The organism is Streptomyces sp. NPDC041068 (genome assembly GCF_040647455.1).
Classification (GTDB): Bacteria; Actinomycetota; Actinomycetes; order Streptomycetales; family Streptomycetaceae; genus Streptomyces.
This window is the reverse complement of sequence record NZ_JBEZCG010000003.1, coordinates 591800-615905: the sequence shown is the minus strand read 5'-3', so window position 1 is coordinate 615905 and position 24106 is coordinate 591800. Positions and strand designations below refer to the sequence as shown.

Annotated in this window: 17 protein-coding genes; 9 read left to right on the top strand and 8 right to left on the bottom strand. The window is 73.6% G+C overall.

Annotated features, from left to right (window positions below; all coding sequences use genetic code 11):
• Nucleotides 1–119 precede the first annotated feature (119 nt).
• From AB0B50_RS09845 to AB0B50_RS09830, 4 genes are all read left to right on the top strand, one after another.
• Nucleotides 120–1205 (top strand): S-(hydroxymethyl)mycothiol dehydrogenase, encoded by a 1086-nt coding sequence (locus AB0B50_RS09845; protein ID WP_362328153.1) that lies wholly within the window; start codon nt 120–122, stop codon nt 1203–1205.
• Nucleotides 1206–1315: 110 nt separating this feature from the next.
• Complete coding sequence (locus AB0B50_RS09840) at nt 1316–3721, top strand: FAD-dependent oxidoreductase (protein WP_362328266.1); 2406 nt, start codon at nt 1316–1318, stop codon at nt 3719–3721.
• A gap of 11 nt (nt 3722–3732) precedes the next feature.
• The gene (gene solA / locus AB0B50_RS09835; RefSeq protein WP_362328151.1) at nt 3733–4887 is read left to right on the top strand and encodes an N-methyl-L-tryptophan oxidase; all 1155 of its coding nucleotides are present in this window, start codon (nt 3733–3735) and stop codon (nt 4885–4887) included.
• A complete protein-coding gene (locus AB0B50_RS09830; RefSeq protein WP_362328149.1) occupies nt 4884–6029 on the top strand; it encodes an aromatic ring-hydroxylating dioxygenase subunit alpha in 1146 nt (381 codons plus the stop codon). The genes solA and AB0B50_RS09830 overlap by 4 nt, the downstream gene beginning before the upstream one ends.
• Here AB0B50_RS09830 and AB0B50_RS09825 read toward each other — a convergent pair.
• The 4 genes from AB0B50_RS09825 to AB0B50_RS09810 form a co-directional block, all read right to left on the bottom strand.
• Nucleotides 6019–10686, bottom strand: coding sequence for a hypothetical protein (locus AB0B50_RS09825; protein WP_362328147.1), 4668 nt, complete (start codon nt 10684–10686; stop codon nt 6019–6021). The genes AB0B50_RS09830 and AB0B50_RS09825 overlap by 11 nt on opposite strands.
• Nucleotides 10687–10777: 91 nt before the next feature.
• Nucleotides 10778–11671, bottom strand: a complete 894-nt coding sequence (locus AB0B50_RS09820) for a hypothetical protein (protein ID WP_362328145.1) — start codon at nt 11669–11671, stop codon at nt 10778–10780.
• A gap of 103 nt (nt 11672–11774) precedes the next feature.
• A complete protein-coding gene (locus tag AB0B50_RS09815; protein WP_362328143.1) occupies nt 11775–13301 on the bottom strand; it encodes a hypothetical protein in 1527 nt (508 codons plus the stop codon).
• Nucleotides 13302–13360: 59 nt separating this feature from the next.
• Nucleotides 13361–14077 (bottom strand): GntR family transcriptional regulator, encoded by a 717-nt coding sequence (locus AB0B50_RS09810; RefSeq protein ID WP_362328141.1) that lies wholly within the window; start codon nt 14075–14077, stop codon nt 13361–13363.
• Nucleotides 14078–14223: 146 nt separating this feature from the next.
• Here AB0B50_RS09810 and AB0B50_RS09805 point away from each other — a divergent pair, with 146 nt between their 5' ends.
• From AB0B50_RS09805 to AB0B50_RS09785, 5 genes are read left to right on the top strand one after another with little or no spacing between them, the layout of a single operon-like run.
• Nucleotides 14224–15525: an MFS transporter gene (locus AB0B50_RS09805; RefSeq protein ID WP_362328139.1), complete on the top strand. Its 1302-nt coding sequence runs from the start codon at nt 14224–14226 to the stop codon at nt 15523–15525.
• The gene (locus AB0B50_RS09800) at nt 15522–16295 is read left to right on the top strand and encodes a putative hydro-lyase (RefSeq protein ID WP_362328137.1); all 774 of its coding nucleotides are present in this window, start codon (nt 15522–15524) and stop codon (nt 16293–16295) included. The genes AB0B50_RS09805 and AB0B50_RS09800 overlap by 4 nt, the downstream gene beginning before the upstream one ends.
• Before the next feature lie 53 nt (nt 16296–16348).
• Nucleotides 16349–17113 carry a 5-oxoprolinase subunit PxpA gene (locus AB0B50_RS09795; protein WP_362328135.1) on the top strand — a complete coding sequence of 255 codons (765 nt, stop codon included), beginning with the start codon at nt 16349–16351 and terminating at the stop codon, nt 17111–17113.
• Nucleotides 17110–17766 carry an allophanate hydrolase subunit 1 gene (locus AB0B50_RS09790; RefSeq protein ID WP_362328133.1) on the top strand — a complete coding sequence of 219 codons (657 nt, stop codon included), beginning with the start codon at nt 17110–17112 and terminating at the stop codon, nt 17764–17766. Before AB0B50_RS09795 ends, AB0B50_RS09790 begins: the two co-directional genes overlap by 4 nt.
• Nucleotides 17763–18632: a biotin-dependent carboxyltransferase family protein gene (locus AB0B50_RS09785; protein WP_362328131.1), complete on the top strand. Its 870-nt coding sequence runs from the start codon at nt 17763–17765 to the stop codon at nt 18630–18632. Before AB0B50_RS09790 ends, AB0B50_RS09785 begins: the two co-directional genes overlap by 4 nt.
• A 25-nt stretch (nt 18633–18657) precedes the next feature.
• Here the strand turns inward: AB0B50_RS09785 and AB0B50_RS09780 are convergent, their stop codons facing one another.
• The 4 genes from AB0B50_RS09780 to AB0B50_RS09765 form a co-directional block, all read right to left on the bottom strand.
• On the bottom strand, nt 18658–19500 hold the full coding sequence (locus AB0B50_RS09780; RefSeq protein ID WP_362328262.1) for an SGNH/GDSL hydrolase family protein: 843 nt from the start codon (nt 19498–19500) through the stop codon (nt 18658–18660).
• Nucleotides 19501–19664: 164 nt separating this feature from the next.
• Nucleotides 19665–20852, bottom strand: coding sequence for a glycosyltransferase (locus AB0B50_RS09775; RefSeq protein ID WP_362328129.1), 1188 nt, complete (start codon nt 20850–20852; stop codon nt 19665–19667).
• A gap of 170 nt (nt 20853–21022) precedes the next feature.
• Nucleotides 21023–22147 carry a glycosyltransferase family 1 protein gene (locus AB0B50_RS09770; protein ID WP_362328260.1) on the bottom strand — a complete coding sequence of 375 codons (1125 nt, stop codon included), beginning with the start codon at nt 22145–22147 and terminating at the stop codon, nt 21023–21025.
• Between the two features lie 264 nt (nt 22148–22411).
• Entirely contained in the window at nt 22412–23830 is a 1419-nt protein-coding gene (locus AB0B50_RS09765; RefSeq protein ID WP_362328127.1) for a HEAT repeat domain-containing protein, read from the bottom strand.
• Between the last annotated feature and the right edge of the window lie 276 nt (nt 23831–24106).

The window sequence follows — 24106 nt, the reverse complement described above, 5'->3', positions numbered from 1 at the left end:
ATGGCGTTCCCACTATGTCTCTCATAGCGCAACCGATCGTGCAGTGCGCAACACAACATCTTCCATCCCGCGCCGCCACAACGTCTTCCCGTCATGCGCAACAGCAGAGGAGCCTGGCCGTGCCCCACGAGGTCCGTGCCGTCGTCGCCGCGAAAAAGGGCGCACCCGTCGAGGTGCAGACGATCGTCGTGCCAGATCCCGGCCCGGGAGAGGTACTCGTCTCCGTGCAGGCCTGCGGGGTCTGCCACACGGATCTGCACTACCGGGAGGGCGCGATCAACGACGACTTCCCGTTCCTGCTCGGCCACGAGGCGGCCGGCACCGTCGAGGCGGTCGGCGCGGACGTCGCCGACCTCGTGCCCGGCGACTGTGTGGTGATCGCCTGGCGCGCGCCCTGCGGATCCTGCCGGTCCTGTGTGCGTGGCCGCCCCTGGTACTGCTTCGACTCGCGCAACGCCGCACAGCCCATGACGCTCCTGGACGGCACCCCGCTCAGCCCGGCCCTCGGCATCGGCGCCTTCGCGGAGAAGACCCTGGTGGCCGCGGGCCAGGCCGTGAAGGTCGACCCGGCGGCACGCCCCGACGCCGTGGCCCTGATCGGCTGCGGCGTGATGGCGGGGTACGGTGCCGCCGTGAACACCGGCGGGGTGGGCCGCGGCGACACCGTCGCGGTCATCGGCTGCGGCGGCGTCGGCAACGCTGCGATCGCCGGGGCGTCCCTGGCCGGGGCCCGCCGCGTCATCGCCGTCGACATCGACGACGCGAAGCTGGACGGTGCGACCCGGTTCGGGGCCACGCACACCGTCAACTCCCGTGGCACGGACCCGGTTTCGGCGGTCCGTGAGCTGACCGGCGGCCACGGCGTCGACGTCGCGATCGACGCGGTCGGCATCCCCACCACGTACAAGCAGGCCTTCTACATGCGCGACCACGCGGGCGTGCTCGTCCAGGTCGGGGTGCCCGATCCGGAGATGGTGATCGATCTGCCGCTGCTCGACCTGTTCTCGCGCGGCGGCGCCCTCAAGTCGTCCTGGTACGGCGACTGCCTGCCCACCCGTGACTTCCCGATCCTCGTCGACCAGTACCTCACCCGCCGTCTCGACCTGGGCGGCTTCGTCTCCGAGACCATCGCCCTGGACCAGGTGGAGGAGGCGTTCGTGCGAATGCAGCGGGGCGAGGTGCTGCGATCGGTGGTGGTCCTGTGAGCAGCGCTCAGGGTTCATGCCCTCGCACCACCCGGCCCCAAGGTCCCCGGGGCGCCACCCGTGCCCGGGATCCACACGCCGACGGGCCCGAAGGCCCCCGCGTCGTCGTCATCGGCGCTGGCGTCGTCGGCTGCTCGCTCGCCGACGAGCTGACCGAGCGCGGCTGGACCGACGTCACCGTCCTGGAGCAGGGGCCGCTGCCCGCGCCGGGCGGATCCACCTCGCACGCGCCGGGCCTGGTCTTCCGGACGAGCCCGTCCAAGACCCTGACCGCCTTCGCCACGTACACCGTGGAGAAGTTCGGCGCCCTGGAGTCGGACGGCCTACCCTGCTTCAACCCCGTCGGCGGCCTCGAACTCGCCACCACGGCCGAGCGCTGGTCCGACCTGCACCGCAAGGCCGGGCTGGCCGCGTCCTGGGGCGTGCGCGCCGAACTCGTCGGCCCCGCCCGCTGCAAGGAACTGTGGCCGCTCGTCGACGAGACCAAGGTGTACGGCGGTCTGTACACGCCCGAGGACGGTCTGGCCCGCGCCGTGCCTGCCTGCCGCGCGCAGATGGAACGGGCACGCGCGCGTGGAGCACGATTTCTCGACCGGCACACCGTGACAGGCATCGAGCAGGACGGCGGCCGCGTCACCGCCGTCGTCACCGACCGCGGCACCTTCCCCGCCGACCACGTCGTCTCCGCGGCCGGATTCTGGGGCCCGGTGATCGGCCGGATGGCAGGCGTCGACGTCCCGCTGCTCCCCCTCGCCCACCAGTACGCGAGGACCGCGCCCCTGCCCGAGCTCACGGGGGTCAACGATCCGCGTACGGAGGCCTCGCGTCCGATCCTCCGCTTCCAGGACCGCGACCTGTACTTCCGCGAGCACACCGACCGCATCGGCATCGGCTCGTACGCCCATCGCCCGCTGTCCGTCGACCCGTTCACGGTTCCGGCGTACGACGACTCCGCGGACATGCCGTCCTCGTACCCCTTCACCGAGGAGGATTTCGCGCCGAGTTGGGAGGACTGCCGTTGGCTGCTCCCCGCCCTGAGGCGGACGGAGATCGAGGAGGGCTTCAACGGCGTCTTCTCCTTCACGCCCGACGGCATGCCCGTGCTCGGCGAGTCCCGCGCCCTGCGCGGCTTCTGGCTCGCGGAGGCCGTGTGGGTCACGCACTCCGCGGGCGTCGCCAGGGCGGTCGCCGAGTGGATGGTCGACGGGCGGCCTTCGCTCGACCTGCACGACTGCGAGCTGACGCGCTTCGAGGACGCGCAGCGCTCCCCCGCGTACGTCGCCGAGCGCGGCGCCCAGCAGTTCGTCGAGGTCTACGACGTGATCCACCCGCTCCAGCCGATGGAACGGCCGCGCCCCCTACGGGTCAGCCCCTTCCACGCCCGCCAGCAGGAGCTGGGCGCGGTCTTCCTGGAGGGCGGCGGCTGGGAGCGCCCGCACTGGTACGAGGCCAACTCCCGCCTGGCCGACGGCATCGAGGTGCCCGAGCGCGACGCCTGGTCCGCCCGCCACTGGTCCCCGATCGCGGCGGCCGAGGCGCGCGCCACCCGCGAGAAGGTCGCCCTCTACGACATGACGCCGCTGCGCCGCCTGGAGGTCACGGGCCCCGGCGCCCTCGCCTTCCTGCAGCGCATGACCACCAACAACCTCGCCAAGAAGCCCGGTTCGGTGACGTACACCCTCCTCCTCGACGAGACGGGCGGCATCCGCTCCGACCTGACCGCGGCCCGGCTCGCGCCCGACCGCTTCCAGGTGGGCGCCAACTCCCCCTCGGATCTGGACTGGTTGCTCCGGCACGCCCCCAGGGACGTACACATCAGGGACATCACCTCGGGGACCTGCTGCGTCGGCGTCTGGGGGCCGCTGGCCCGCACGCTCGTCCAGCCGCTCACCCGCGACGACTTCTCGCACGAGGCGTTCGGCTACTTCAAGGCCAAGGAGACCTACATCGGGCACGTCCCGGTGACCGCGATGCGCCTGAGTTACGTCGGTGAACTGGGCTGGGAGCTCTACACCACCGCGGACCTGGGGCTCCGCCTCTGGGACACGCTGTGGGAGGCGGGGCGCGAGCACGGCGTGATCGCGGCGGGACGGTCCGCCTTCAACAGCCTGCGTCTGGAGAAGGGCTACCGCGCCTGGGGCCAGGACATGACCACCGAACACCACCCCTACGAGGCGGGCGTCGGCTTCGCGGTCCGCATGAACAAGGGTGATTTCGTGGGCCGTTCGGCGCTGGAGGGGCGCGGGCAGCCTTCACGGAGACTCACCCCCCTCCTGCTCGACGACCCCGCCGCCGTCGTCCTCGGCAAGGAGCCCGTGTACGTCGACGGCGCCCCTGCCGGGTACGTCACCAGCGCCTCCTACGGGTACACCCTGGGCCGCTGTGTCGCGTACGCCTGGCTGCCGCCGCTGGAGGCGGGCACGGGCGTGCACGTCGAGTACTTCGGCGAGAAGGTTCCCGCGACGGTCGCCGAAGAGCCCCTGTTCGACCCGGAGATGACCCGCATCCGCCGCTAGGAGGCCCTGACGTGTCCCCCACCTACGACGTGATCGTGATCGGCCTGGGCGGCATGGGCAGCGCCGCCGCCCACCACCTGTCCGCGCGCGGCGCCCGCGTCCTCGGCCTGGAGAAGTTCGGCCCGGTCCACAACCGCGGCTCCAGCCACGGCGGTTCGCGCATCACCCGCCAGTCCTACTTCGAGGACCCCGCGTACGTACCGTTGCTCCTGCGCGCCTACGAGCTCTACGACCGCCTCGAACGCGACACCGGCCGCGACATCGCCACCCTGTGCGGCGGTGTGATGCTGGGCCGCCCCGACAGCCGCACGGTCTCCGGCTCACGCCTCTCGGCCGAGCGCTGGGACCTGCCCCACGAGATGCTCGACGCCAAGGAGATCCGCCGCCGCTTCCCGACACTGACGCCGCGCGACGACGAGGTGGCGCTGTACGAGGCGCGGGCGGGCCTCGTCCGCCCCGAGAACACCGTGGCCGCGCACCTCCAGCTGGCGACCCGGCAAGGCGCCGACCTGCACTTCGAGGAGCCGATGACGCACTGGGAGCCGTACCGGGACGGCGTCCGCGTGCACACCACCGAAGACGTCTACACAGCGGGCCAGTTGGTGATCTGCCCGGGGGCGTGGGCACCTGGGCTGCTGACCGATCTCGGGGTGCCTTTCACCATCGAGCGGCAGATCATGCACTGGTTCCAGCCCACCGGCGGCGTGGAGCCCTTCCGGCCGGAGAACCACCCGATCTACATCTGGGAGGACGCGGAGGGCGTCCAGGTGTACGGCTTCCCCGCCATCGACGGGCCCGGCCTCGGCGCGAAGGTCGCCTTCTTCCGCAAGGGCACGCCCTGCACCCCCGAGACGATCGAACGCACGGTCCACGACCACGAGGTCGCCGCGATGGCCGCACAGGTGGCGCGGCTGATCCCCGACCTGCCCGGCCGCTTCCTCAAGGCCGCCACCTGCATGTACTCCAACACCCCCGACGAGCACTTCGTCATCGCACGCCATCCGGCACACCCCGGCTCGGTCACCGTCGCGGCCGGCTTCTCCGGGCACGGGTTCAAGTTCGTACCCGTGGTCGGCGAGATCGTCGCCGACCTGGCCCTGGACGGTGCCACCGGGCATCCCATCGAGCTGTTCGACCCCGGCCGGCTCACGGCCGCGCCCGTATGAGGAGTACGACAACCGTGACGACGAGCCCCTCCTTGCCCCCGAGTCTCATCGCGACCCTCCCCGGCCCCTCCTACACCGACCCGGAGATCTTCCGCCAGGAGCAGGAGCGCGTCTTCGAGGCGCTCTGGTTCTGCGCGGTGCGCTCCGCCGACCTCGACGAACCCGGCGACTTCCGCACCGTTCCGGTCGGCCGGGAGAGCGTCCTGGTCAGCCGGTCGCGCACCGGGGAGCTGCGTGCCTTCCTCAACGTCTGCCGCCACCGCGGCGCCCGCCTGTGCACCGAGGAGTCAGGACAGGTGCGGCGCGCCCTCCAATGCCCGTACCACGCATGGACGTACGACCTCGAAGGACGCCTCGTCGCCGCGCCCAATCTGACGAAGATGCCGGACGTGGACCGCGCCGCGTACGGCCTGGTGAAGGTGGCCCTGCGGGAGTGGCTCGGCTATGCCTGGGTGTGCCTGGCCGACGAGCCGCCCTCCTTCGAGGAGACCGTGATCGGCGCCGCGGTCGAACGCCTGGGCGACGCGGCGTCCATCGAGCATTACGGAACCGAGCGGCTCGCGCTCGGCAGGCGCATCACGTACGACGTACGCGCCAACTGGAAGCTGATCGTCGAGAACTTCATGGAGTGCTATCACTGCGCGACGATCCACCCCGAACTCACCGATGTCCTGCCGGAGTTCGCGGACGGGTTCGCCGCCCAGTACTACGTCGGGCACGGCGCCTCGTTCGGCGAGGAGGTCGGCGGCTTCACGGTCGACGGCAGCGCGGGCTTCGGCCGCCTTCCCGAGGTATCCGAGGACCAGGACCGCCGCTACTACGCGATCACCGTGAAGCCGACCGTGTTCATCAACCTCGTCCCCGACCACGTGATCCTGCACCGGATGTTCCCGATGGCCGAGGACCGCACGGTCGTCGAGTGCGACTGGCTGTACGCACCCGAGGTCGTCGCCTCCGGAGCCGACCTGGCGAAGTCCGTGGAGCTCTTCCACCGGGTCAACGCCCAGGACTTCGCGGCCTGCGAGCGCACCCAGCCCGCGATGGCGTCACGCGCCTACCGCGAGGGCGGGGTGCTGGTGCCGACCGAGCACCACATCGGCCTGTTCCACGAGTGGCTGACGAAACGGCTCGCTACGGAGTGACCGGATTCGGCCGCTTGTACATCCGCGTCGCCGTGATCTCCCCGTGCACCGTCTCGCCGTCCGGGTCCTGCTGCGGCAGGCCCGGACGCAGGTGCTCCTCGACGCTGATGTACTTCAGGCCCGCCCGCAGGTCCGCGTCGTTCCGCAACCGGATGACCAGCGGGAACTCCGCGAGCGCGGTCGTGTCGAACAGGCCGGTCGTGTAGAGCAGCTGTACGCCGAGGGCGTCCGAGACGGCCCGCTGGAGCTCCAGGAGGTACGTCGCGTTCGCGCGGCCGATGGGGTTGTCCAGGAAGAGCGTGCCCGCGTGCCGGTGCTTGTCGCGGCCCCGGTCGTTGCTGCGCAGGGCGGCCATCGTGCAGTACAGGGCGATGGCCGCGGTGAGCAGCTGACCGCCGGAGAACACGTCGCCCATCTGACCGACCGGCACGCGCTCGGCGCGCAGCACGGCGTCCGGCTTGAGGATCTCGACGGCGACGCCGCGCGGCTCCAGGGCGGCCTGAACTCCGCGCAGCAGCAGGGACATTCCGTCGCGCCGCATGTCCGAGTTCTTCTTGACGGCCGCGCGCGTGGCCTCGTCGATGACCTCGCCGAGCCGCTCGACCAGCGTGGCCTGGTCGGGCTCCTCGAAGCGGACGCGCAGGAACTCCTGACCCGACCACTCACCCAGGCCCTCGGGCAGGCGGGAGAGGCGCTGGGCGGACCTCAGGGTCGCGAGCGCGGACTCGACCAGGCCCCGCAGTCGGTCGACGATGCTGTCGCGGTTGCGCTCCAGCTGCTCCAACTCGTCGGTGAGGACGCGCAGTCGGGGCGCGAAGGCGTCGGCCCACTTCTTGGCGTGCTCGGGCAGCGCGGAGGCGGGCAGCTCGCGGATCTGCTGCCGGGCGGGGGTGCGCACCTGCTCGTACCGCGTCGAGTTCGCGTGGCGTACGAGGATGTCACTGGCCTCGCGGACGGCGGACTCGGCGGCCGACAGATCGGCGGCGCAGCCGCGCAAAGAGCGGCGGGCCTCGGCGGCGGACTGGCGTGCTTCTTCGAGGGAGCCGGGGTAGGCCTCGGGGGTCTCCTCGCCCTCCTCCTCCTGGTGCTCGCGCAGGAGGTCGCGCAGCAGGGCCGCGGTCTCGTCGAAGCCGCCGGCCGCGTCCTCGGTGACGCGGTGGGTGTGCAGCAGGGCGGCGTGGGCCTCCTTGGCGCGGCTCAACGCCTCGGTGTGCGCGGCCAGTTCGCCGGTGGCGGTGCGCAGCAGGGCCTGGGCCTGCTCGGCGTCGGCGGGGACGAGGCCTTCGGGGAGCTCGGTGTGGGCCTCGCCGTCCTCGGGGGCGTGCCGCTCGGCCTCGCCGCGCAGCCGGCCGAGCTGCTCGCTGGCGGTGGAGGCGCGGGCCTCGATGAGCTGGACCTGGGCCTCCGCGCGCGCGGCGGCTGCCTGCCGGGACGGGCCGTCGGAGCCGTCCGGGCCTTCGAGGAGCAGGGCGGCGCGGGTGCGGACCTTGTTGCTGAGCCGGTCGAGCTCGGCGAGGGCGGCGCTCTCGTCGCTCTCGGCGCGGGCCTGTTCGGCGCGGAGGTCGGCGCCGACACCGACCTTCTCGTAGAGCTGGGAGGCGGCGCGGTAGGCCTCGCGCAGGGCGGGCAGCGACGCCTTGGGGGCCTCGCTCTCCTCCGGTACGTCCTCGGGAGCCCCGGCGATCTCGGCACGCTCGGCGCGCAGCGCGCGGGCGGTGCGGCGGGCGTCGTCGGCGGCGCGCTGGGCGGCGCGGCGGTCCTCGTCGGCGGCGCGGGCGCGGTCCAGGCAGGTCTGGGCGCGGGCCTCGGACTCGACGGCGTCGTCGGCCAGTTCGCGCAGCTTGGCCTGCCAGCCGGCCCGCTCACGGAGCCGGAACGCGAGGCCCGCGAGGGCGTCGGCGGCGCGGCGGGCGCGCTGGGCCGCCTCCTGGCGTTCGTCACGCACGCGTGCCGCCTCGCCTGCGGCCTCGTCGGCCTCGGCGCGCGCGGTGCGGGCCTCGGCCAGCTCGGCCTCGGCCTCCTCGGCGAAGGCGCGCGCTTCCCGGGCCGCGGCGGCGAGCTCGGCGAGGCGGCCGCTCGGGCAGCCGCCGCGCCAGGAGTTCAGGCGGGCGGCGAGCTCGCGGTCCTTGGCGAGGCGGACGGCGAGCGCCCGGATCTCATCGTCCCGCTGTGCGGCGCGCTGCCGCAGTGCCTGCCGCTCCTCGTCGGCGGCGTGCTCGTCGTGCATGGCCGGGTTCGGCGGTACGAGGAAGACGCCGCTGTCCGCCGCCTGCTCGCCCGGGGTGGGGGCGAGCAGGGCGGCGGCGGTGCCGACGGCGACGGCCGAACGGGGCAGCAGGGCGGCATCCGCGAGGGCGTCGCGGGCCCGGGCGTGCGTGTCGGGGTCGGTGATGACCACGCCGTCGACGAGCTCGGGCCTGGCGGCGAGCACGCGCGCGTGGTCGGCGGGGTCGACGGCCTGGGCGAGATAGCGCCAGCCGGGCAGCGCGGGGATGCCGTGCTCGCCGAGGAATTCCACGGTGGCGAGGACGTCGGGTCCGGGTGGAAGGAGGCCGCCGTCACCGAGGGCGCCGAGGATGCGGGAGTCGTCGGCGGCGGCGGTGCGCAGCTCGAACAGCTGCCGCTCGGCGGAGGCGACGCCCTCTTCGAGGAGGGTGCGCAGGTCGTCGGCGGAGCGGTCCAACTCCTCTACGGAGAGGGCGCTTCCCCCGGCACCCTCTCCGACGCCTTCTCCCGAGCCGCCCGCCTCGCCGGAGGCTCCTTCGACGCCGGTCCCGGCTCCCTGGCGGGGCTGCGGCACTCCGCTGCCGCCTCCGGGCAGACTCAGCAGCTCGGCGATCCGCGGGTCACCGGCGATGGAACCGGCGGCGCGGCACTCCGCGTCGTGGGCGACCTCGGCGGCGGTCGCCGCGTCCGAGGCGCGGGCCGCGGTCAGCTCGGCGCGGGCCTCGGCCGCGGCCGCCTCCTTGGCGTGGTCGGCGGCCCGGCGCGCGGCCTCGCGCGCGGTGTCCCAGGCGGCGACGGTGGTCTTCTCGGCGTCGCTCGCGGCGAGCGCGGCGCGGGCCGGGTCGGCGTCGGGCGCGGTGTCGTCGATCCAGCCCGCGCGCACCGCCTCCGCGGTCTCCTGCTCCACCTCTGCCAGGCGCTGCTTGAGGTGCCCCACCTCACTGCGGGCGCGCTGGGCCTCGGTGGCGGCGGCTGTGGCATCGCGATGCGCCGTCTCACCGGTCTCCTGGAGGGCGGCGGAGCGCTCCTCCTCCTCGTTCGCGAGGTTCTCGGCGCCTTCGGCGGCGGTGTGCAGGGCGCGCACGAGGTCGGACGCGGCCTTGGCACGGGCGGCGAGCGCGGGCGCCGCGTCGCGCTCGGCCTCGCGGATCGCGACGGCCACGCGCGCGGAGCGGTCGGCGGCGGCGCGGTGGCGCAGCACGGCCTCGGCGGCCTGCCAGGCGGAGTGCAGCGTGCGTGCCTCGACGAGCTCGCGGCGCTGGGCGGCGGCAGCCTTCTCGGCGACGGTGAGCGCCAAGGAGGCGTGGCGGTAGGCCAGTTCGGCGGAGATCCGGGCGCTCTTGCCGCGGGCCCGCTCGGCCTCGGTGACGGTGTGGGCGGCGGCGGTGACCTGCTCGGCGAGGTCGGCGGCGCGGCCCCGCTCCTCGACGCCGCGCGCGGAGAGCCTGCGCGCCAGGGTCCTGGTGCGGCGCTCGGCGCCCGCGTGCACGTCACGCGCGCGTGCCCGGGTGTCGGCGGCGTCGACGATGCGCCCGAGCAGGTCGACGGAGCCCGCGGTGAAGTCCCGCTCCGCCATCAGCTCGGCACGGCGGCCGAGCTTGTTGCCGAAGCCGTGGACGAGGTCGGCGAGGCCGTCCGTGTCGCGCGTGTCCGTGACGGCGCGCAGCAGCAGGTCGGTGAAGTCGGAGTCCTTCTTCACGGCGAAGAGACCGGCCGCCTCGCCCTCGTCGGCGTTCATCTCCCGCTGGTAGCGGAAGAGTTCGGGGTCGAGGCCGAGGTCGCCGAGGTGTTCGTTCCAGCGGTCGTGGATCTCTTCCCAGTGCACTTCGAGGTGGGGGTATGCCTTGACCGCCTCGGTCATGGCGTCGCGGAAGCCCTTCATGGTGCGCCGCCTCCCCTGGGCGCCCGACGCGCCCTCCACGGACGGCCGCACGGCGGTGGACTCGGCGACGGGCAGCGAGTCCAGGCTCATACCGGGTCCCGGCCGGAAGGAGTACCAGGCCTCGGCGAACTTGCGCGGGTCGTTGGAGACCTGCCGGCCGCGCCATTCGCTGACCTTGCCGACGACCACGCACTCGCCGGTGAGGGTGTGCTGCCACTCCAGGGCGACGTGCCCGCAGTCGTCGGCGAGCAGGAACTTGCGCAGCACGCCGGAGCTGGCGCCGCCGAGGGTGTTTCGGTGCCCCGGCAGCATCACCGAGAAGATCAGCTTGAGCAGGACGGACTTGCCTCCGCCGTTCTCCAGGAAGAGCACACCTGCGGGCGCGGGGCGGCGCGGCGGGCCGACCGGCTCGTCCTCGAAGAACTCCGCCTGGGTGGGCGCGGGATCGGGCACCTCGGCGCCCACGCCGCGCAGATCGAGCACGGTGTCGGCGTAGCGCGCACCGGCCGGACCGATGGAGTAGAGGCGGACCCGGGACAGCTCGTACATGGCGGCGGACTCTCGTCGTAAGTCGTGCGGAACGGCAGGAAGTTGAGGGGAGGCGGGGCCTAGGGGGCGGCCTGCCGGGACGCGGGCGGCGTCAGGAGTGGAACGGCAGCCCCGCGTCGGCGGCCAGCTCCAGGTCGTCGGGGTCTTCGGGCGGCAGCAGGGTCGCCGAGCCGTCGGTGACCGGCACGACGCCGAGCTCCAGGAGTTCGGCCATGGCCGCGCTGCCCGCCATGTCGCGGACCTGGAGCTGATAGCGGGCCGTGGTGCGGTACGTGCCTCCGGAGTCGTCCCCCGTGCGCTGCAGGAACCCGGAGTCGGTGAGGAAAGCGACGGCCTTGCCGATGATGCCGGTGGTCGATCCGGCGAGACGGCGGGCGTCCTTGGTGGCGCCGGTCGAGCTGCGCCTGGCCCAGATCCGCCAGGCAGCTTCGAGGCCGGGGGCATCGGTGGTCGGGTCGGTGTTCTCGCCCTGTTCCTCGGCGCGCTCCTCCAGGCGGCGGCAGGCCTGGCGCACGAACGCGTCGACTCCGTTGACCGTGACGCGGCCGATGTATCCGTCGTCGGCGAGGTCCTCGGGGCGCGGGAACGCCATGGCGGCGACGGCGAGATGGGCGAGGCCGTGCAGGAAGCGGTCGGTGGAGTCGGTCGCGGCACGGCGGGCGTAGTCGCCCATGCGCACGGCGAAGACGGAGTCCTCGGCGGCGGTCACGGCCATGCCCGCGCGCGGGGACACCTCCAGGACGACGAGGCCGAGCCCCGCGGCGACGGCGTCGGCGAGGCGCGCGAAGGGCGGGTCCTCGCGGTAGCGGCGGAGGAGTTCCGCGTACTCCTGGTCGCGGGCGGGCTGGAGCTTGGGCTGCAGGCCGAAGGCGACGAGCCGCGCGGCGTCGGCGGCGTCGGCCGGGGTGACGGGCGCGGTGGCGGCGGGCGCCGCGGTGGAGTCCGGCTCGCCCCACGCGGCGTGCTCTGCGGGGTGGTCGGTCACGGCGTGTGCTCCTTGCGGCGGTGGATCGGTCGTACGTACTCGGGGGTGCCCGGCGTCACGTTCCCGGGGGTGCCCGGCGTCATGGCGTGCGGTCTCGTGGGCATCAGGCGGCCTCCGTCCGGTCGGCCGCCATCCCGACGGCGTCCAGGAGGGCGGTGCCGACGATGAGGTCGGCGCCGCCGAACTCCTCGTCGTCGAGCTCGGTGCCGTCGTCCACGGCGAAGAGCAGCTTCTCCTCGCCCTGGCGGTAGGCGGTGCCGACCGGCGGGCTGGCCGCGTGCACGGCCAGCAGGGCCACCAGGTAGGGCAGTTCGGGGTCGCGGTCGCGGGCCTCGGCGAGCAGTCCGGACAGGCGGCGCGGGGCGTCCGACGGCAGGTCGAGCAGTTCCATGGCGCTCGCGAGCTGCTCCTCGCTGAAGCGGCTGTCGTCCGGGGTGGCGATGAGGTCGGGCTCGGGCATCTCGGCGCCGAGGTGCTCGCGCTCTATGGGCGGGGTGAGCAGTATGTCGACGAGGTCGCCCACACGGACGGAGACCGGTGTGCGCAGGCCGGTCCCACGCGCGAAGAAGGCGTCCGTCACGTGGATCGCCTGCTCGGCGGGGAGCGGCAGGAGCGGGGCGACGAGCTGCCCGTACAGATCGAGGCCCGCGCGCGCGGTGGGGGTGGCGAAGGCCTGCCGGTCCTGCTCGGCGCGGAACAGGGGGCCTGCCTCCAGGAGGCGGGACTGCAGCTGGGTGTGGCGGCGGATGCAGTCCTTGACGATGTCCACCAGCTCGGCCGCGCGGCGCTTCTGCTCCGGGTCCTCGGACTCGTCACGCGCCTTGCGGATGTTGGTCAGGATGGCGTTCTCGTGGCGGTAGCGGTCGGCGACGTGGTCGAGCGCCTCCGCGATCATGTCGGGGACGGCCTGGAGCCAGTCCACCGCGCGGACGTTGCGCCGGGTCGCGTCGAGGGCCTTGCGCAGCGTTTCCGAGTACTGCACGGTCCGATAGCGCGCCTGCTCGGCGGCGAGCTGGGCGTCGGCGAGCCTGCCGCGGCTGATCAGCACCTCCAGCTTCACCTCGGCGGCGATCTGGGCGCTGGTCACGTCCGTGTCGAGGGCGCCCACCAGGACGTTGACCGCCTCGTCGGTGGTGCGCAGGTAGACACTGCCGCCGTAGCCGGGGACCTCTTCGAGGAGCTTGAAGTCGTAGTCCCTTCGGACATACGTCCCATCCGGCGCGAACGTGCCGTACACGGCGCGGAAGCCGCGGTCGACGCTGCCGACGTTGATCAGGTTTTCCAGGACCCAGCGGGCCACGCGCTCGTGCTCGGCGGCCGGGCGCTGCGGGGCCTGGGCGGCGACGCGCGGGAGCAGCCTGGTGACGATCTGCTCGTGGTCGGCGCCGGTGTCGAAGTCCATGTTGAGCGTGACGAGGTCGATGGCGGAGAGGGCCACCTCCGCCATCGCGTACACCGAGTACTCGCCCGCGAGGTTGGCCTTGCGCACGTCGAGGTCGTGCAGCGGAGCCGTGCAGGCGAGGGCGCGCAGGCGGCGCGCCAGGCCCTCGTCGGCGGCCGGGCCCAGAGCGGGCCGCGGCCCCGCGCTGAGCTGGGGCGGAGCGGTGTCCGTAACGGCAGGCGAAGTCACGGTGCACAGACTAGGTCCTCGGTCTGACAACGGTCGAAACGGCGCAGACCCGGCAGGGTTCAGGCGCCGGTCCGCTCGCCGTCGGCGACGCGCGCCGCATAGGCGTCGACGACCCCGCGCAGCGAGTCGTCGAGGTACTCGGCGAGCAGCGTCTCGGCCTCGTCGCGCCGCCCCTCCTGGAGCGCCTGGAGGATCTGCCGGTTGCGGACGAGGTAGGGCTCGTGGAGCCGCCGGGGGTCGTCCACCACGTGGAAGGCGAGGCGCAGTTCGGCGAAGACGCTGCGCATCAGTTCGTCGGTGCGCTCGCTCCCGGCGAGGGCGACGAGCTCCCGATGGAAGTGGATGTTGGCGGTGGAGACGCCTTTCCAGTCGGCCTCGCGCGCGGCGCGCCGCCCCTCCGCCACGGCGTCGGCGAGTCCGTCCACCGTGTACGGCGGTGTGCCGAGTCCGCGGACGACCGCGCATTCGACGAGGGAGCGGGTGCGGTAGATGTCCACCACGTCCGCTTCGGTCAGCACGCGCACGAAGACCCCGCGGTTGAGCTGGTGCTCCAGGAGCCGCTCGTGCGTGAGCAGCCGGAAGGCCTCGCGCAGGGTGTTGCGCGAGACGCCGAGGGCGCCGCCGATGCTGTCCTCCGAGAGCCGCGTCCCGGGCGGGAAGTAGCCCTCGGCGATGCGGCTCCTGAGGATGTCCGAGACCCGCTCGGCCGTGCTGGTGCGCCCGAGGAGCGCGCGGTCGTCGGCCAGTCCGTTCACATCACCCATCCCCTCCGCCATGCCCGGATTCAATCGCAGATGCAAGAACGAGACAACATGGGTATTGAGGGATCGTTCAACGATCCTCTACGTTGTCGGGCACGGTTCACCGCTCCACCCCTCCACGACCGCTCCAGCACCCTCTGTCCCTCACCTGCGAGGTGCCCATGAGCACGACCCCACCGCCCAAGACGGCCCCGGCCGAGATACGCCCCGGCAAGGAGGAACTCCCCGACGACACCGGCGCGTTCGGCTGGCTGCGGGCCCTCGGCCCGCGGGGCCGCCGCGCCTTCGCCGGCGCCTTCGGGGGCTACGCCCTCGACTCGTACGACTACTTCACGCTGCCGCTGAGCATGGTGGCCCTCGCCGCCTACTTCGGCCTCGACAGCGGCCAGACCGGGCTCTTCACCACCGTCACGCTCGTCGTCTCCGCCGTGGGCGGCGCCGTCGCGGGCGTCGTCGCCGACCGGATCGGCCGCGTCAAGGCGCTGATGATCACGGTCATCACGTACGCGGTCTTCACCGTCGCCTGCGGCTTCGCGCCCAACTACGAGACGCTGCTCGTCTTCCGCGCCCTCCAGGGCCTCGGTTTCGGCGGCGAGTGGGCGGTCGGCGCGATCCTCGTCGCCGAGTACGCCAGCGCCAAGAACCGCGGCCGCACGCTGGGCGCGATCCAGAGCTCCTGGGCCGTGGGCTGGGGTCTCGCGGTGATCGTCTACACCCTGGTGTTCCAGTTCCTGGACGACGACATCGCCTGGCGCGTGATGTTCTGGACCGGCGCGCTGCCCGCGCTGCTCGTGATCTACGTACGGCGCAATGTGCACGACGCCCCCGAGGCCGCGGAGGAGCGGCGCAAGAGCGCCGACAAGGGGTCGTTCACGGCCATCTTCAAGCCGGGCCTGCTGCGCGTCACGCTCTTCGCGGTGCTCCTGTCCACGGGCGTGCAGGGCGGCTACTACACGCTGGCCACCTGGGTGCCCACCTACCTCAAGTCCGATCGCGGCCTCACCGTCGTCGGGACCGGCGGGTACCTCGCCTTCCTGATCTCCGGCGCCTTCATCGGCTATCTGACCGGCGGCTATCTCACCGACAAGCTCGGCCGCAAGCGGAACATCACGCTGTTCGCGTTCCTCTCCGCGGCCTGCATCCTGGCGTACACGAACATCCCGGACGGGGCCAACGGCCTCCTCCTTGTGCTCGGTTTCCCGCTGGGCTTCTGCATGTCGGCGATCTTCAGCGGCTTCGGTTCGTTCCTCAGCGAGCTGTATCCGGCCGCCGTGCGCGGCACGGGCCAGGGCTTCACCTACAACACGGGCCGCGCGGTGGGCGCCGTCTTCCCCACCATGGTCGGCTTCCTCGCCGACAGCTGGGGCGTCGGCGGAGCGCTGGTCTTCGGAGCCGTGGGCTACGGCCTCGCCGTCCTCGCCCTGCTCGGCCTCCCCGAGACGCGCGGAAGGGAGCTCCTGTGACGCACGGCGCCAAGGAGGCCCGCGCGCGCTTCCGTGCGGGCGACACGAGCCCGACGGCGGGGTGGGCGCCCGGCTTCACCCAGGCCAACCTCATCTCCGTCCCCGCCGACTGGGCGTACGAGATGCTGCTGTTCTGCCAGCGCAACCCGAAGCCCTGCCCCGTGCTCGACGTCACGGACGCCGGCTCATGGACGACGCCGCTCGCCCCGGGCGCCGACCTCCGCACGGATCTGCCGCTCTACCGCGTGTGGGAGCACGGCGAGTTGACCGAGGAACCCAGGGACGTCGTCGGCCACTGGCGCGACGACCTCGTGACGTTCCTCCTCGGCTGCAGCTTCACCTTCGAGTGGGCGCTGGCCGACGCCGGGGTCCCGCTGCGCCACATAGAGCAGGGCCGCAACGTCCCCATGTACGTCACCGGGCGCCCCTGCCGCCCCGCGGGCCGCCTGCACGGACCGATGGTGGTGTCGATGCGCCCGGTGCCGCCCCGGCACTTGGCCGATGCCATCAGCGAGAGCGCCCTGATGCCCGCGGTGCACGGCAGCCCTGTGCACTGCGGCGACCCCGGCGGGCTCGGCATCGAGCACCTGGACCGGCCCGACTTCGGCGACGCGGTGACCCTCGAACCGGACGACATCCCGGTGTTCTGGGCGTGCGGGGTGACACCGCAGGCCGCGGTGATGGCGTCGCGGCCGCCCTTCGCGATCACGCACGCACCGGGCCGGATGTTCGTCACCGACGCCAGGGACGAGCAGTACCGCGTGGCGTGAGGAGCACCGCGGACAGGACGCCACGCCTCGAGAACCACGGGAGACCTACGCACATGAACACCGCCTCCATCGATCTCAACGCCGACCTCGGCGAGGGCTTCGGCCGCTGGCGCCTGACCGACGACGAGGAGCTGCTGTCCGTCGTCACCAGCGCCAATGTGGCCTGCGGGTTCCACGCCGGGGACGCGGCCACCATGCGCAGGGTGTGCGACCGCGCCGCCGAGCGCGGAGTACGGATCGGCGCGCAGGTCTCCTATCGCGACCTGGCGGGCTTCGGGCGGCGCGCCATGGACGTGCCCGCCGCGGAGCTCGCGGCCGAAGTGGCGTACCAGATCGGCGCCTTGGAGGTGTTCGCGCGGGCGGCGGGCACGCGCGTGTCGTACGTGAAGCCGCACGGCGCGCTCTACAACCGCGTCGTCCACGACGAGGAGCAGGCCCGCGCGGTCGTCGACGGCGTGCTGCTCGCCGACGCCTCGCTGCCCCTTCTGGGACTGCCGGGGTCGCGTCTCCTCGCCGTGGCGGAGAAGGCCGGACTCCCGGTCGTCACCGAGGCGTTCGCGGACCGCGCCTACACCGAAGAGGGCACCTTGGTTCCACGCGGCAGCGAGGGAGCGGTCCTCACGGAGGCGGGCACCGTCGTCGAACGCTCCGTCGGCATGGCCCGCTTCGGCGTCGTCACCTCCCTCGGAGGCCACGAGATCGCCGTTCGCGCGCAGTCCCTGTGCCTGCACGGCGACACTCCGGGGGCGGTGGGTCTGGCCCGCCGGGTGCGGGCCGAGCTGGAGTCGGCGGGCGTCCGCGTGGCGGCCTTCGCATGAGGGCCCTGCCGGTCGGCGACCGGGCCCTGCTCGTCGAACTCGCCGACGGCGCCGAGGCCCAGGCGCTCCACGCCGAGTTGCTGCGCCGCCGCGCGACGGGCTCCTTGCGGGTACGGGAGATCGTGCCCGCGGCCCGCACGGTGCTCCTCGACGGCCTCGACGAGCCCGCCCGGGTCGGGGCGGAGCTGCCCGGCTGGGAGGTGCCGCCGCTGCCCGCGCGCGCGGAGGCCGTCCTGGAGATCCCGGTGCGGTACGACGGTCCCGACCTCGCGGACGTCGCGGCGCACTGGGGGGTGCCCGTGGCCGAGGTCGCGCGGATCCACTCGTCGGCCGAATTCCGCGTCGCCTTCTGCGGTTTCGCGCCCGGCTTCGGCTATCTGACCGGCTTGCCGGGGCGCTATGAGGTGCCCCGCAGGGCCACGCCCCGTACAGCCGTCCCCGAGGGCAGCGTCGCTCTGGCCGGTCCGTACACGGGCGTCTACCCACGCGCCTCGCCCGGCGGCTGGCAGCTGATCGGCTCGACGGACGTGGTGCTGTGGGACCACGCGCGCGTGCCGGCCGCGCTGCTGTCGCCCGGGGTGCGTGTCCGCTTCGTGGCGGACACCGCGCCTTCGGGGTCCACTCCCGCACGCTCGGCTCCGGAGTCGCGATGACCGACCGTGCCTTCGCCGTCGTGCGGGCCGGCGCGCTGACCACCGTGCAGGACCTGGGGCGCCCCGGGCACGCGCATCTCGGGGTGCCCCGCTCCGGTGCCCTGGACCCGCCCGCGGCCCGCCTGGCCAACCGCCTGGTGGGCAACCGGCCCGACGCCGCCGTCCTGGAGACCACCGTCAACGGCTGTGCCGTTCGCCCGCGCCGCCCCGTGACGGTCGCGGTCACGGGCGCGCCCTGCCCGGTGACGGTGGACGGCCGTCCCGCCCCCTGGGGCGCACCGGTCCGCGTGCCTGCGGGGGCGCTCCTGGTTGTCGGAACCGCTGTCTCCGGAGTACGGAGCTACATCGCGCTCGACGGTGGCGTGACCGTCGACCCGGTGCTCGGCAGCCGCTCCACGGACCTCCTCTCCGGACTCGGGCCCGCGCCGCTCGTGGACGGGGTCGTGCTGCCGCTGGGCCGCCCCGACGGCACGCACGCACGCGTGGACGCCGTTCCGCAGCCGGCGCCGCCCCGGGAGCTGGTGCTGCGGGTGACACTCGGACCGCGCGCCGACTGGTTCACGGCGTCGGCGCTGCGCACGCTCACCACGCGCGCGTACCAGGTGTCCTCGGCGAGCAACCGCATCGGGCTGCGCACCGAAGGCCCCGCCCTGGACCGGGCGCTTCCGGGAGAACTCCCCAGCGAGGGCATGGTGTTGGGCGCCGTCCAGGTGCCGCCGGACGGCAGACCCGTCGTCTTCCTGGCCGACCACCCGACCACCGGGGGGTATCCGGTGGTGGCGGTCGTCCGGGAGGCCGACCTCGCCGCGGCGGCCCAGGCACGGCCGGGAACTCCGGTACGTTTCGTCGGCGCCGGAAGGCGCTGACGCAGCGCTGACTGCGGCGCCGCCGTCAGGTCGCGAGTGCGGCGAGCGCCGACGCCACCGCGCGCGAGGAACCGTGGTCGAGGCGGGCGCTGGTGCCCCTCACCTGGTGCCGCACCTCGTCGGCCGCCAGGGCGACGAGCTGGGGCAGCAGATCGGTGCAGCGGCGCACCACCCAGCCCGTGCCCGCGGTGGCCAGCCACCACAGGCTCGCCGACCGGGTGGGCGGCGGCAGTTCGGGCTCGCACGCGGGCGCCGCCCCGGTGGCCAGGCCCCGCGCCACGAGAAGCCCGTGGCAGCGGGCCGCGAAGAGGCGGTGGCCCCGCTCGCCCGGATGCAGCCGATCCGCGCTCCACAGGGCCCGGTCGGCGGCCAAGTCGCCTTCCGCGGCGTGCAGATGGACGGCGTCGTACCGCTCGGAGAGCGCGTGGACGACGGCGTTGACCTCGCGCTGCCTGCGGGCCAGTGGCCGGGCCAGGGCGCCGGGCAGGCCGAGCATCGCGCCGGGATCGGGCAGACAGGCGGTCAGGAGCACGGCGCCTTGCGCCGCGCAGGCCGCGTAGACCTCGTCGAGGCGGGCGGCCACGTCATGGATGTCGAAGGTGTGCCGCAAGGTGTCGTTGACGCCCACGACGACGGACACGAGGCCGGGCCGCAGTGCGAGCGCGGCGGGCAGCTGCCGCTCCCGCACGTCGACGGTCAGGGCCCCGCTGACGGCGAGGTTGTGGAACTCCACGGGCGCGTCGTCCCCGGCGATCCCCTCGGCCAGCAGAGCGGCCCATCCCCGCCACGCGCCGCCCACGGGATCCCCCACCCCTTCGGTGAGCGAGTCCCCGAGCGCCACGAACCGGAAGGGGACATCCGCCCCGATGTTCAACGGCAAGGCCGCATCCACCCCGGTGTTCGACCGGAAGGGCACCTCCGCCCCGGTGTTCGACCGGAAGGGCACCTCCACCCCGGTGTTCGACCGGAAGGGCACTTCTACCCCGGTGTTCCCGCACACCGTCACTTCCGTCTCCTGCACAGCCGTCCCCCTCACGCGAAGTCCTCCGTCTCGTCTCCGTTCCGTACGAGGCCCCCTGGTGAGGCCTCGTGTGCCGCGAGGAAGGCCGCGACCGCCGCGTCCCACCCGAACCGCTCCGCACGCGCGCGTGCCGCACCGCGCCGCGCGTGTTCCGGGCGGGCGAGGAGGGCCCGCACCGCGAGCGCGAAGCCCTCCCCCGTGTCGCGCGCCGCGGCTCCGGACCCGCCCACCACCTCCGGCAGCGCGGACGAGGCGCTGGCCACCACAGGAGTGCCGCACGCCATGGCTTCCAGGGCGGCGAGCCCGAACGTCTCGCACGGCCCCGGTGCCAGGCACACGTCCGCCGAGGCCTGCAGCGCGCCGAGTTCGGCATAGTCCGCGACATGGCCGAGGAACGTCACCGGCAACCGCCGCTCCCGCGCCCGCTGTTCGAGGCGGCCCCGCAGCGGACCGTCGCCCGCGACGACGAGGACGGCCCGCACCCCGCTCCCCCGCAGCTCCTCCAGCGCGTCGAGGGCGGTGCCCGGACGCTTCTCGACGGAGAGACGGGAGCACAGCACGAGCAGCACCTCGTCCACGCGCGCGTGGAGGGCCCGTACGCGCGGATCGCGCAGCCCCGGGTGACTGCGCACGAGGTCGACGCCGAGTGGAGCGCGTACGACATTGCGGGCACCGATCCGCAGGAACTCCCGCTCGGCCCACCGCGTGGTGCACACCACGCGCGCGTAGGCGTGCGCGGTACGGGAGTTGAGGGCGTCGGCCGCACGCCGGGCGGCCCCGGCCGGCAGGCCCCAGGTCCGCAGGACCCCGTCCGCCGTCTCGTGGGAGACCATCACGGCGGGGATGCGGGCCCGCCTGGCCCACGCGCCGGTCCAGCGCAGCGTGGTGCGGTCGCAGACCTCCAGGCGGTCGGGCGCGAGGCGTTCCAGGAGCCGGGCGACCCGGCGCCGGTCCGCGAGGACCCGATAGCCGCCGGCACCGGGCACCAGCGGCCCCGGCACGGTCAGGACGCGCCCCTGCTCGCCGTCCCGCACCGAGGCCCGCTCGCCGGGCACGATCAGCAGGGGCTCGTGCCCGGCCGCGCGGTAGCCGCGCCCCAACTCCCGCAGGGCGGTGCGCAGTCCGCCGGAGGAGGGCGCGACGAAGTTGGCGATCCGCACGATCCGCAACGGGCCCGCCCCTTCCCGCAGCGAAGCCACCCCGGTGCCCTCCGGACCGCCCCGCCACAAAGACGCCCCAGCACCTCCTGACCGCACGGCCACACCCGAGCCGCCCGAGCCGCCTGAAACACCCGAGCCGCCCGAGCCACCGGAGCCACGCAAGCCACTCGAACCACCCGAGCCGCCCGCCCCCTCGAACCCCGATGCCCTCACGCCGCCACCAACGTCCGCGCCGCAAGGACCTCTTCGTAGTGCCCGATGAGCTGCTCCCCCACCGCTTCCCAGGACCGACCGGCGACGGCCGCGCGCCCGGCGGCCCCGTACGCCGCCCTCAGGCCCGGGTCGACCGCGAGGATCCGTACGGCGTCGCGCACCGCGACCACGTCGCCCGGCGGCACCAGGACTCCGGTCCTGCCGTGCTCGACGAGGTCCAGCGGTCCGCCGACCGCGGGAGCGATCACCGGCACCCCGCTGGCCATGGCCTCCTGCACGGTCTGGCAGAACGTCTCGAAGGGGCCGGTGTGCACGAAGAGGTCCAACGAGGCGAAGATCCGGGCGAGTTCGTCACCCGTGCGGCGCCCGAGGAGCAGCGCCCCGGGCAGGGCTTCCCGCACCGAACCCTCGCTCGGCCCGTCGCCCACGACGACCACGCGCACGCCCGGCAGGCCGCACACTCCGGAAAGGAGGTCGACCCGCTTCTCCGGAGCCAGGCGCCCCACGTATCCGACGATCACCTCGCCGCCCGGTGCCAGCTCACGCCGCAGGTCGGCGTCCCGCAGGCCGGGCCGGAAGCGGACGGCGTCCACCCCGCGGGGCCACAGCCGCACCCGCGGCACCCCGCGCGCCACCAGATCGCCCAGCGCGGCGGAGGACGGGGCGAGGGTGCGGTCGGCGGCGGCGTGGACGGCACGTATGCGCCGCCAGGCGGCGGACTCCCCCGCCCCCATGTACGTACGGGCGTATCCGCCCAGGTCGGTCTGGTAGACGGCGACGGCGGGCATCCCCAGCCGAGCCGCGGCCGCCATGCCGCGCACGCCGAGCACGAACGGGCTGGCCAGATGGACGACTTGGGCCCGGTGCCCGGTCAGCGCCGCGGCCACCTTGCGGCTGGGCAGCGCGATCCTGACATGCGGATAGCCGGGCAGTGGAAGGGAGGGGACGCGGACGACGGGACAGGGCGCCGCGCTGTCGTCGGCGACCCCGGCCGCGGTGGCCGGGGCAACGACGAGGGCGTGGTGACCGCGCGCGGCGAGCTGCCGCACGGTCTGGGCGGCGCAGTGCGCCACGCCGTTGACGTCGGGTGGGAAGGATTCGGTGACGATGACGACACGCATACCGGTGTTGACTCGCATACCGGTGTTGTCGTCGTGCGGGGCGTGGCCGCGTCAACGTGGATCTTTCCTGACGAGGAACGTCCCATGAGCGTTCGACTCATGAGCGCTCGCCCTACGAGCCTTCGCCTCACGGGCGTTCACCTCACGGGCCCTCGCCTCACAGGCCCTCGCCTCACGAGCCTTCGCCCGATGAACGCTCCCCTCCGCGCCCGTCACAAGGCGGGCGCGGCGCAAGGGGCGGTGCCCCGCATCCGGGGCCCGGGGCTATACGGCGGGCGCGTCGGGCCCGATTCTGCTCCGTACCGCGGTCTGTACCTCGTCCTCCTCGGCGGGGTCCGCGGCGAGCCTCCTGAGCCGGTTGACGACACGGGCGTCTCCGGTCTCGGCGTGCCGTGCGGCGACTTCGCGGGTGGACTCCTCGCAGTCCCACAGGCACTCGACGGCGAAGCCCGCGGCGAAGGAAGGGTCGGTGGCGGCCAGCGCGCGGGCGGCGCGGCCGCGGAGATGGGAGGACGCGGTCTCCCGGTAGACGTGCCGCAGCACGGGGGCGGCACAGGCGATGCCGAGGCGTCCCGCGCCGTCGACGAGGGTCCACAGGGTGGGCGCGTCCGGCCCCTCGCCGCGGACCGCCTCGCGCAGCGCGGCGAGGACGAGCTTGCTGTCCTGGGCGCCGCCTCTGCAGGCGAGCATGCGTCCGGCGGCGGCGCCGAGGGCGTCGGGGCGGTAGGCCCAGCGTCGGGCGCGCTCGACGGCGGCGACGCTCCGCATGCGTTCGAAGGCGTCGGTCGCGGCGTCCACCACGACCTGTGACGGACTCTCCACGGCGTACTCGATGAGGTCGAGGACGTCGGGATCGTGGGTGTCGGCCAGGTAGCGCAAGGCGGTGCCGCGCGCCCCGTCGGAGCCGCCGCGGGCGGCCTCGACGATCTCGGGCCTGTCCTCGGGACCTGCGACCGCGCTCAGGCAGCGGGCGGCCGGCACATGCAGCACGGTGCCGCGCTCAAGGCCTTCCTGCGCCCAGTCGAAGACGGCCTGGACGCTCCAGCCGGGGCGTGGCCCCGAAGGCCGCATCTGGCGCTGCCAGCGGTCGAAGGAGCCCTGTTCCCGCGCGGCACGCACGCGGGCGCCGATATCGGCCCGAGGGTCCTCCTCCCACAGTCGCCAGGGCCTGGGTTCGTAGGCGTCGCGGACGGCGGCGGCCAGTTCGGCCTCGCCCTCGGCGTCGGGAGTGAATCTGGCGAGGACGGGGGCGGCGAGGGCGCGCAGGCCCGCGTCGTCGTCGCGCAGCGCGAGCTCGTCGAGGGCCCAGGCCCAGTTCGCGCCGAAGGCGGCGTACCTCCGCAGGAGGTCGAGGGCGTCCTGCCTGCCGTACGAGGCGAGGTGGCCGAGGACGGCGAGGGCGAGTCCGGTGCGCGAGTCGTCCGTGTCAAGGACGTCCTCGGCATCGAACAGGTGCCGCTCGATCTCGTGGAGCCCGCCGTGCAGGTCGAGGTAGAGCCGTGCGTAGTACAGCGAGCGGTTCTCGACCTGCCAGTCGTGGCGGGGATCGTTGAGCACGCAGTGGTCGAGGGCGGCGAGCGCCTCGGACCGTGGTGCGGTGAGTGCGTGCAGCGTGCCGTCGCCGCGGCCCCGCTGCAGCAGGCCGAGCAGCGTACCGCTGGGCGCTATGACCGGATCGAACATGGGAAACAGCCTCACATCAAGCGTCGACGCAACCGGGAATCACGCATTACCTGGCCGTGCGCCAACACGTCGGGCCGCCCGCCGTCTTTTGCTTGTCGAAGACCATCTTCCTCTGCCTCTCGTCGGTGGCCCTGTGGGATCCCGGACGGGAGGTCCGGGGGCGGGCCGCTCACGGTCCACGCGGTGCGGCAACACCTGCCCCGCCGTCGTGTCCGTGAATCACGTCGTCATGATGACCCGGCGGTCATGTCCGCCGCGACCACATTTCCAGCGCCC

What these genes read in the sequence shown, in the direction of transcription:
- AB0B50_RS09810 (WP_362328141.1), bottom strand. Translation starts at nt 14,077, where the DNA reads ATGGCGGAGGGGATGGGTGATGTGAACGGACTGGCCGACGACCGCGCG.
- AB0B50_RS09795 (WP_362328135.1), top strand. Translation starts at nt 16,349, where the DNA reads ATGAACACCGCCTCCATCGATCTCAACGCCGACCTCGGCGAGGGCTTC.
- AB0B50_RS09785 (WP_362328131.1), top strand. Translation starts at nt 17,763, where the DNA reads ATGACCGACCGTGCCTTCGCCGTCGTGCGGGCCGGCGCGCTGACCACC.
- AB0B50_RS09830 (WP_362328149.1), top strand. Translation starts at nt 4,884, where the DNA reads ATGAGGAGTACGACAACCGTGACGACGAGCCCCTCCTTGCCCCCGAGT.
- AB0B50_RS09765 (WP_362328127.1), bottom strand. Translation starts at nt 23,830, where the DNA reads ATGTTCGATCCGGTCATAGCGCCCAGCGGTACGCTGCTCGGCCTGCTG.
- AB0B50_RS09770 (WP_362328260.1), bottom strand. Translation starts at nt 22,147, where the DNA reads ATGCGTGTCGTCATCGTCACCGAATCCTTCCCACCCGACGTCAACGGC.
- AB0B50_RS09805 (WP_362328139.1), top strand. Translation starts at nt 14,224, where the DNA reads ATGAGCACGACCCCACCGCCCAAGACGGCCCCGGCCGAGATACGCCCC.
- AB0B50_RS09790 (WP_362328133.1), top strand. Translation starts at nt 17,110, where the DNA reads ATGAGGGCCCTGCCGGTCGGCGACCGGGCCCTGCTCGTCGAACTCGCC.
- AB0B50_RS09825 (WP_362328147.1), bottom strand. Translation starts at nt 10,686, where the DNA reads ATGTACGAGCTGTCCCGGGTCCGCCTCTACTCCATCGGTCCGGCCGGT.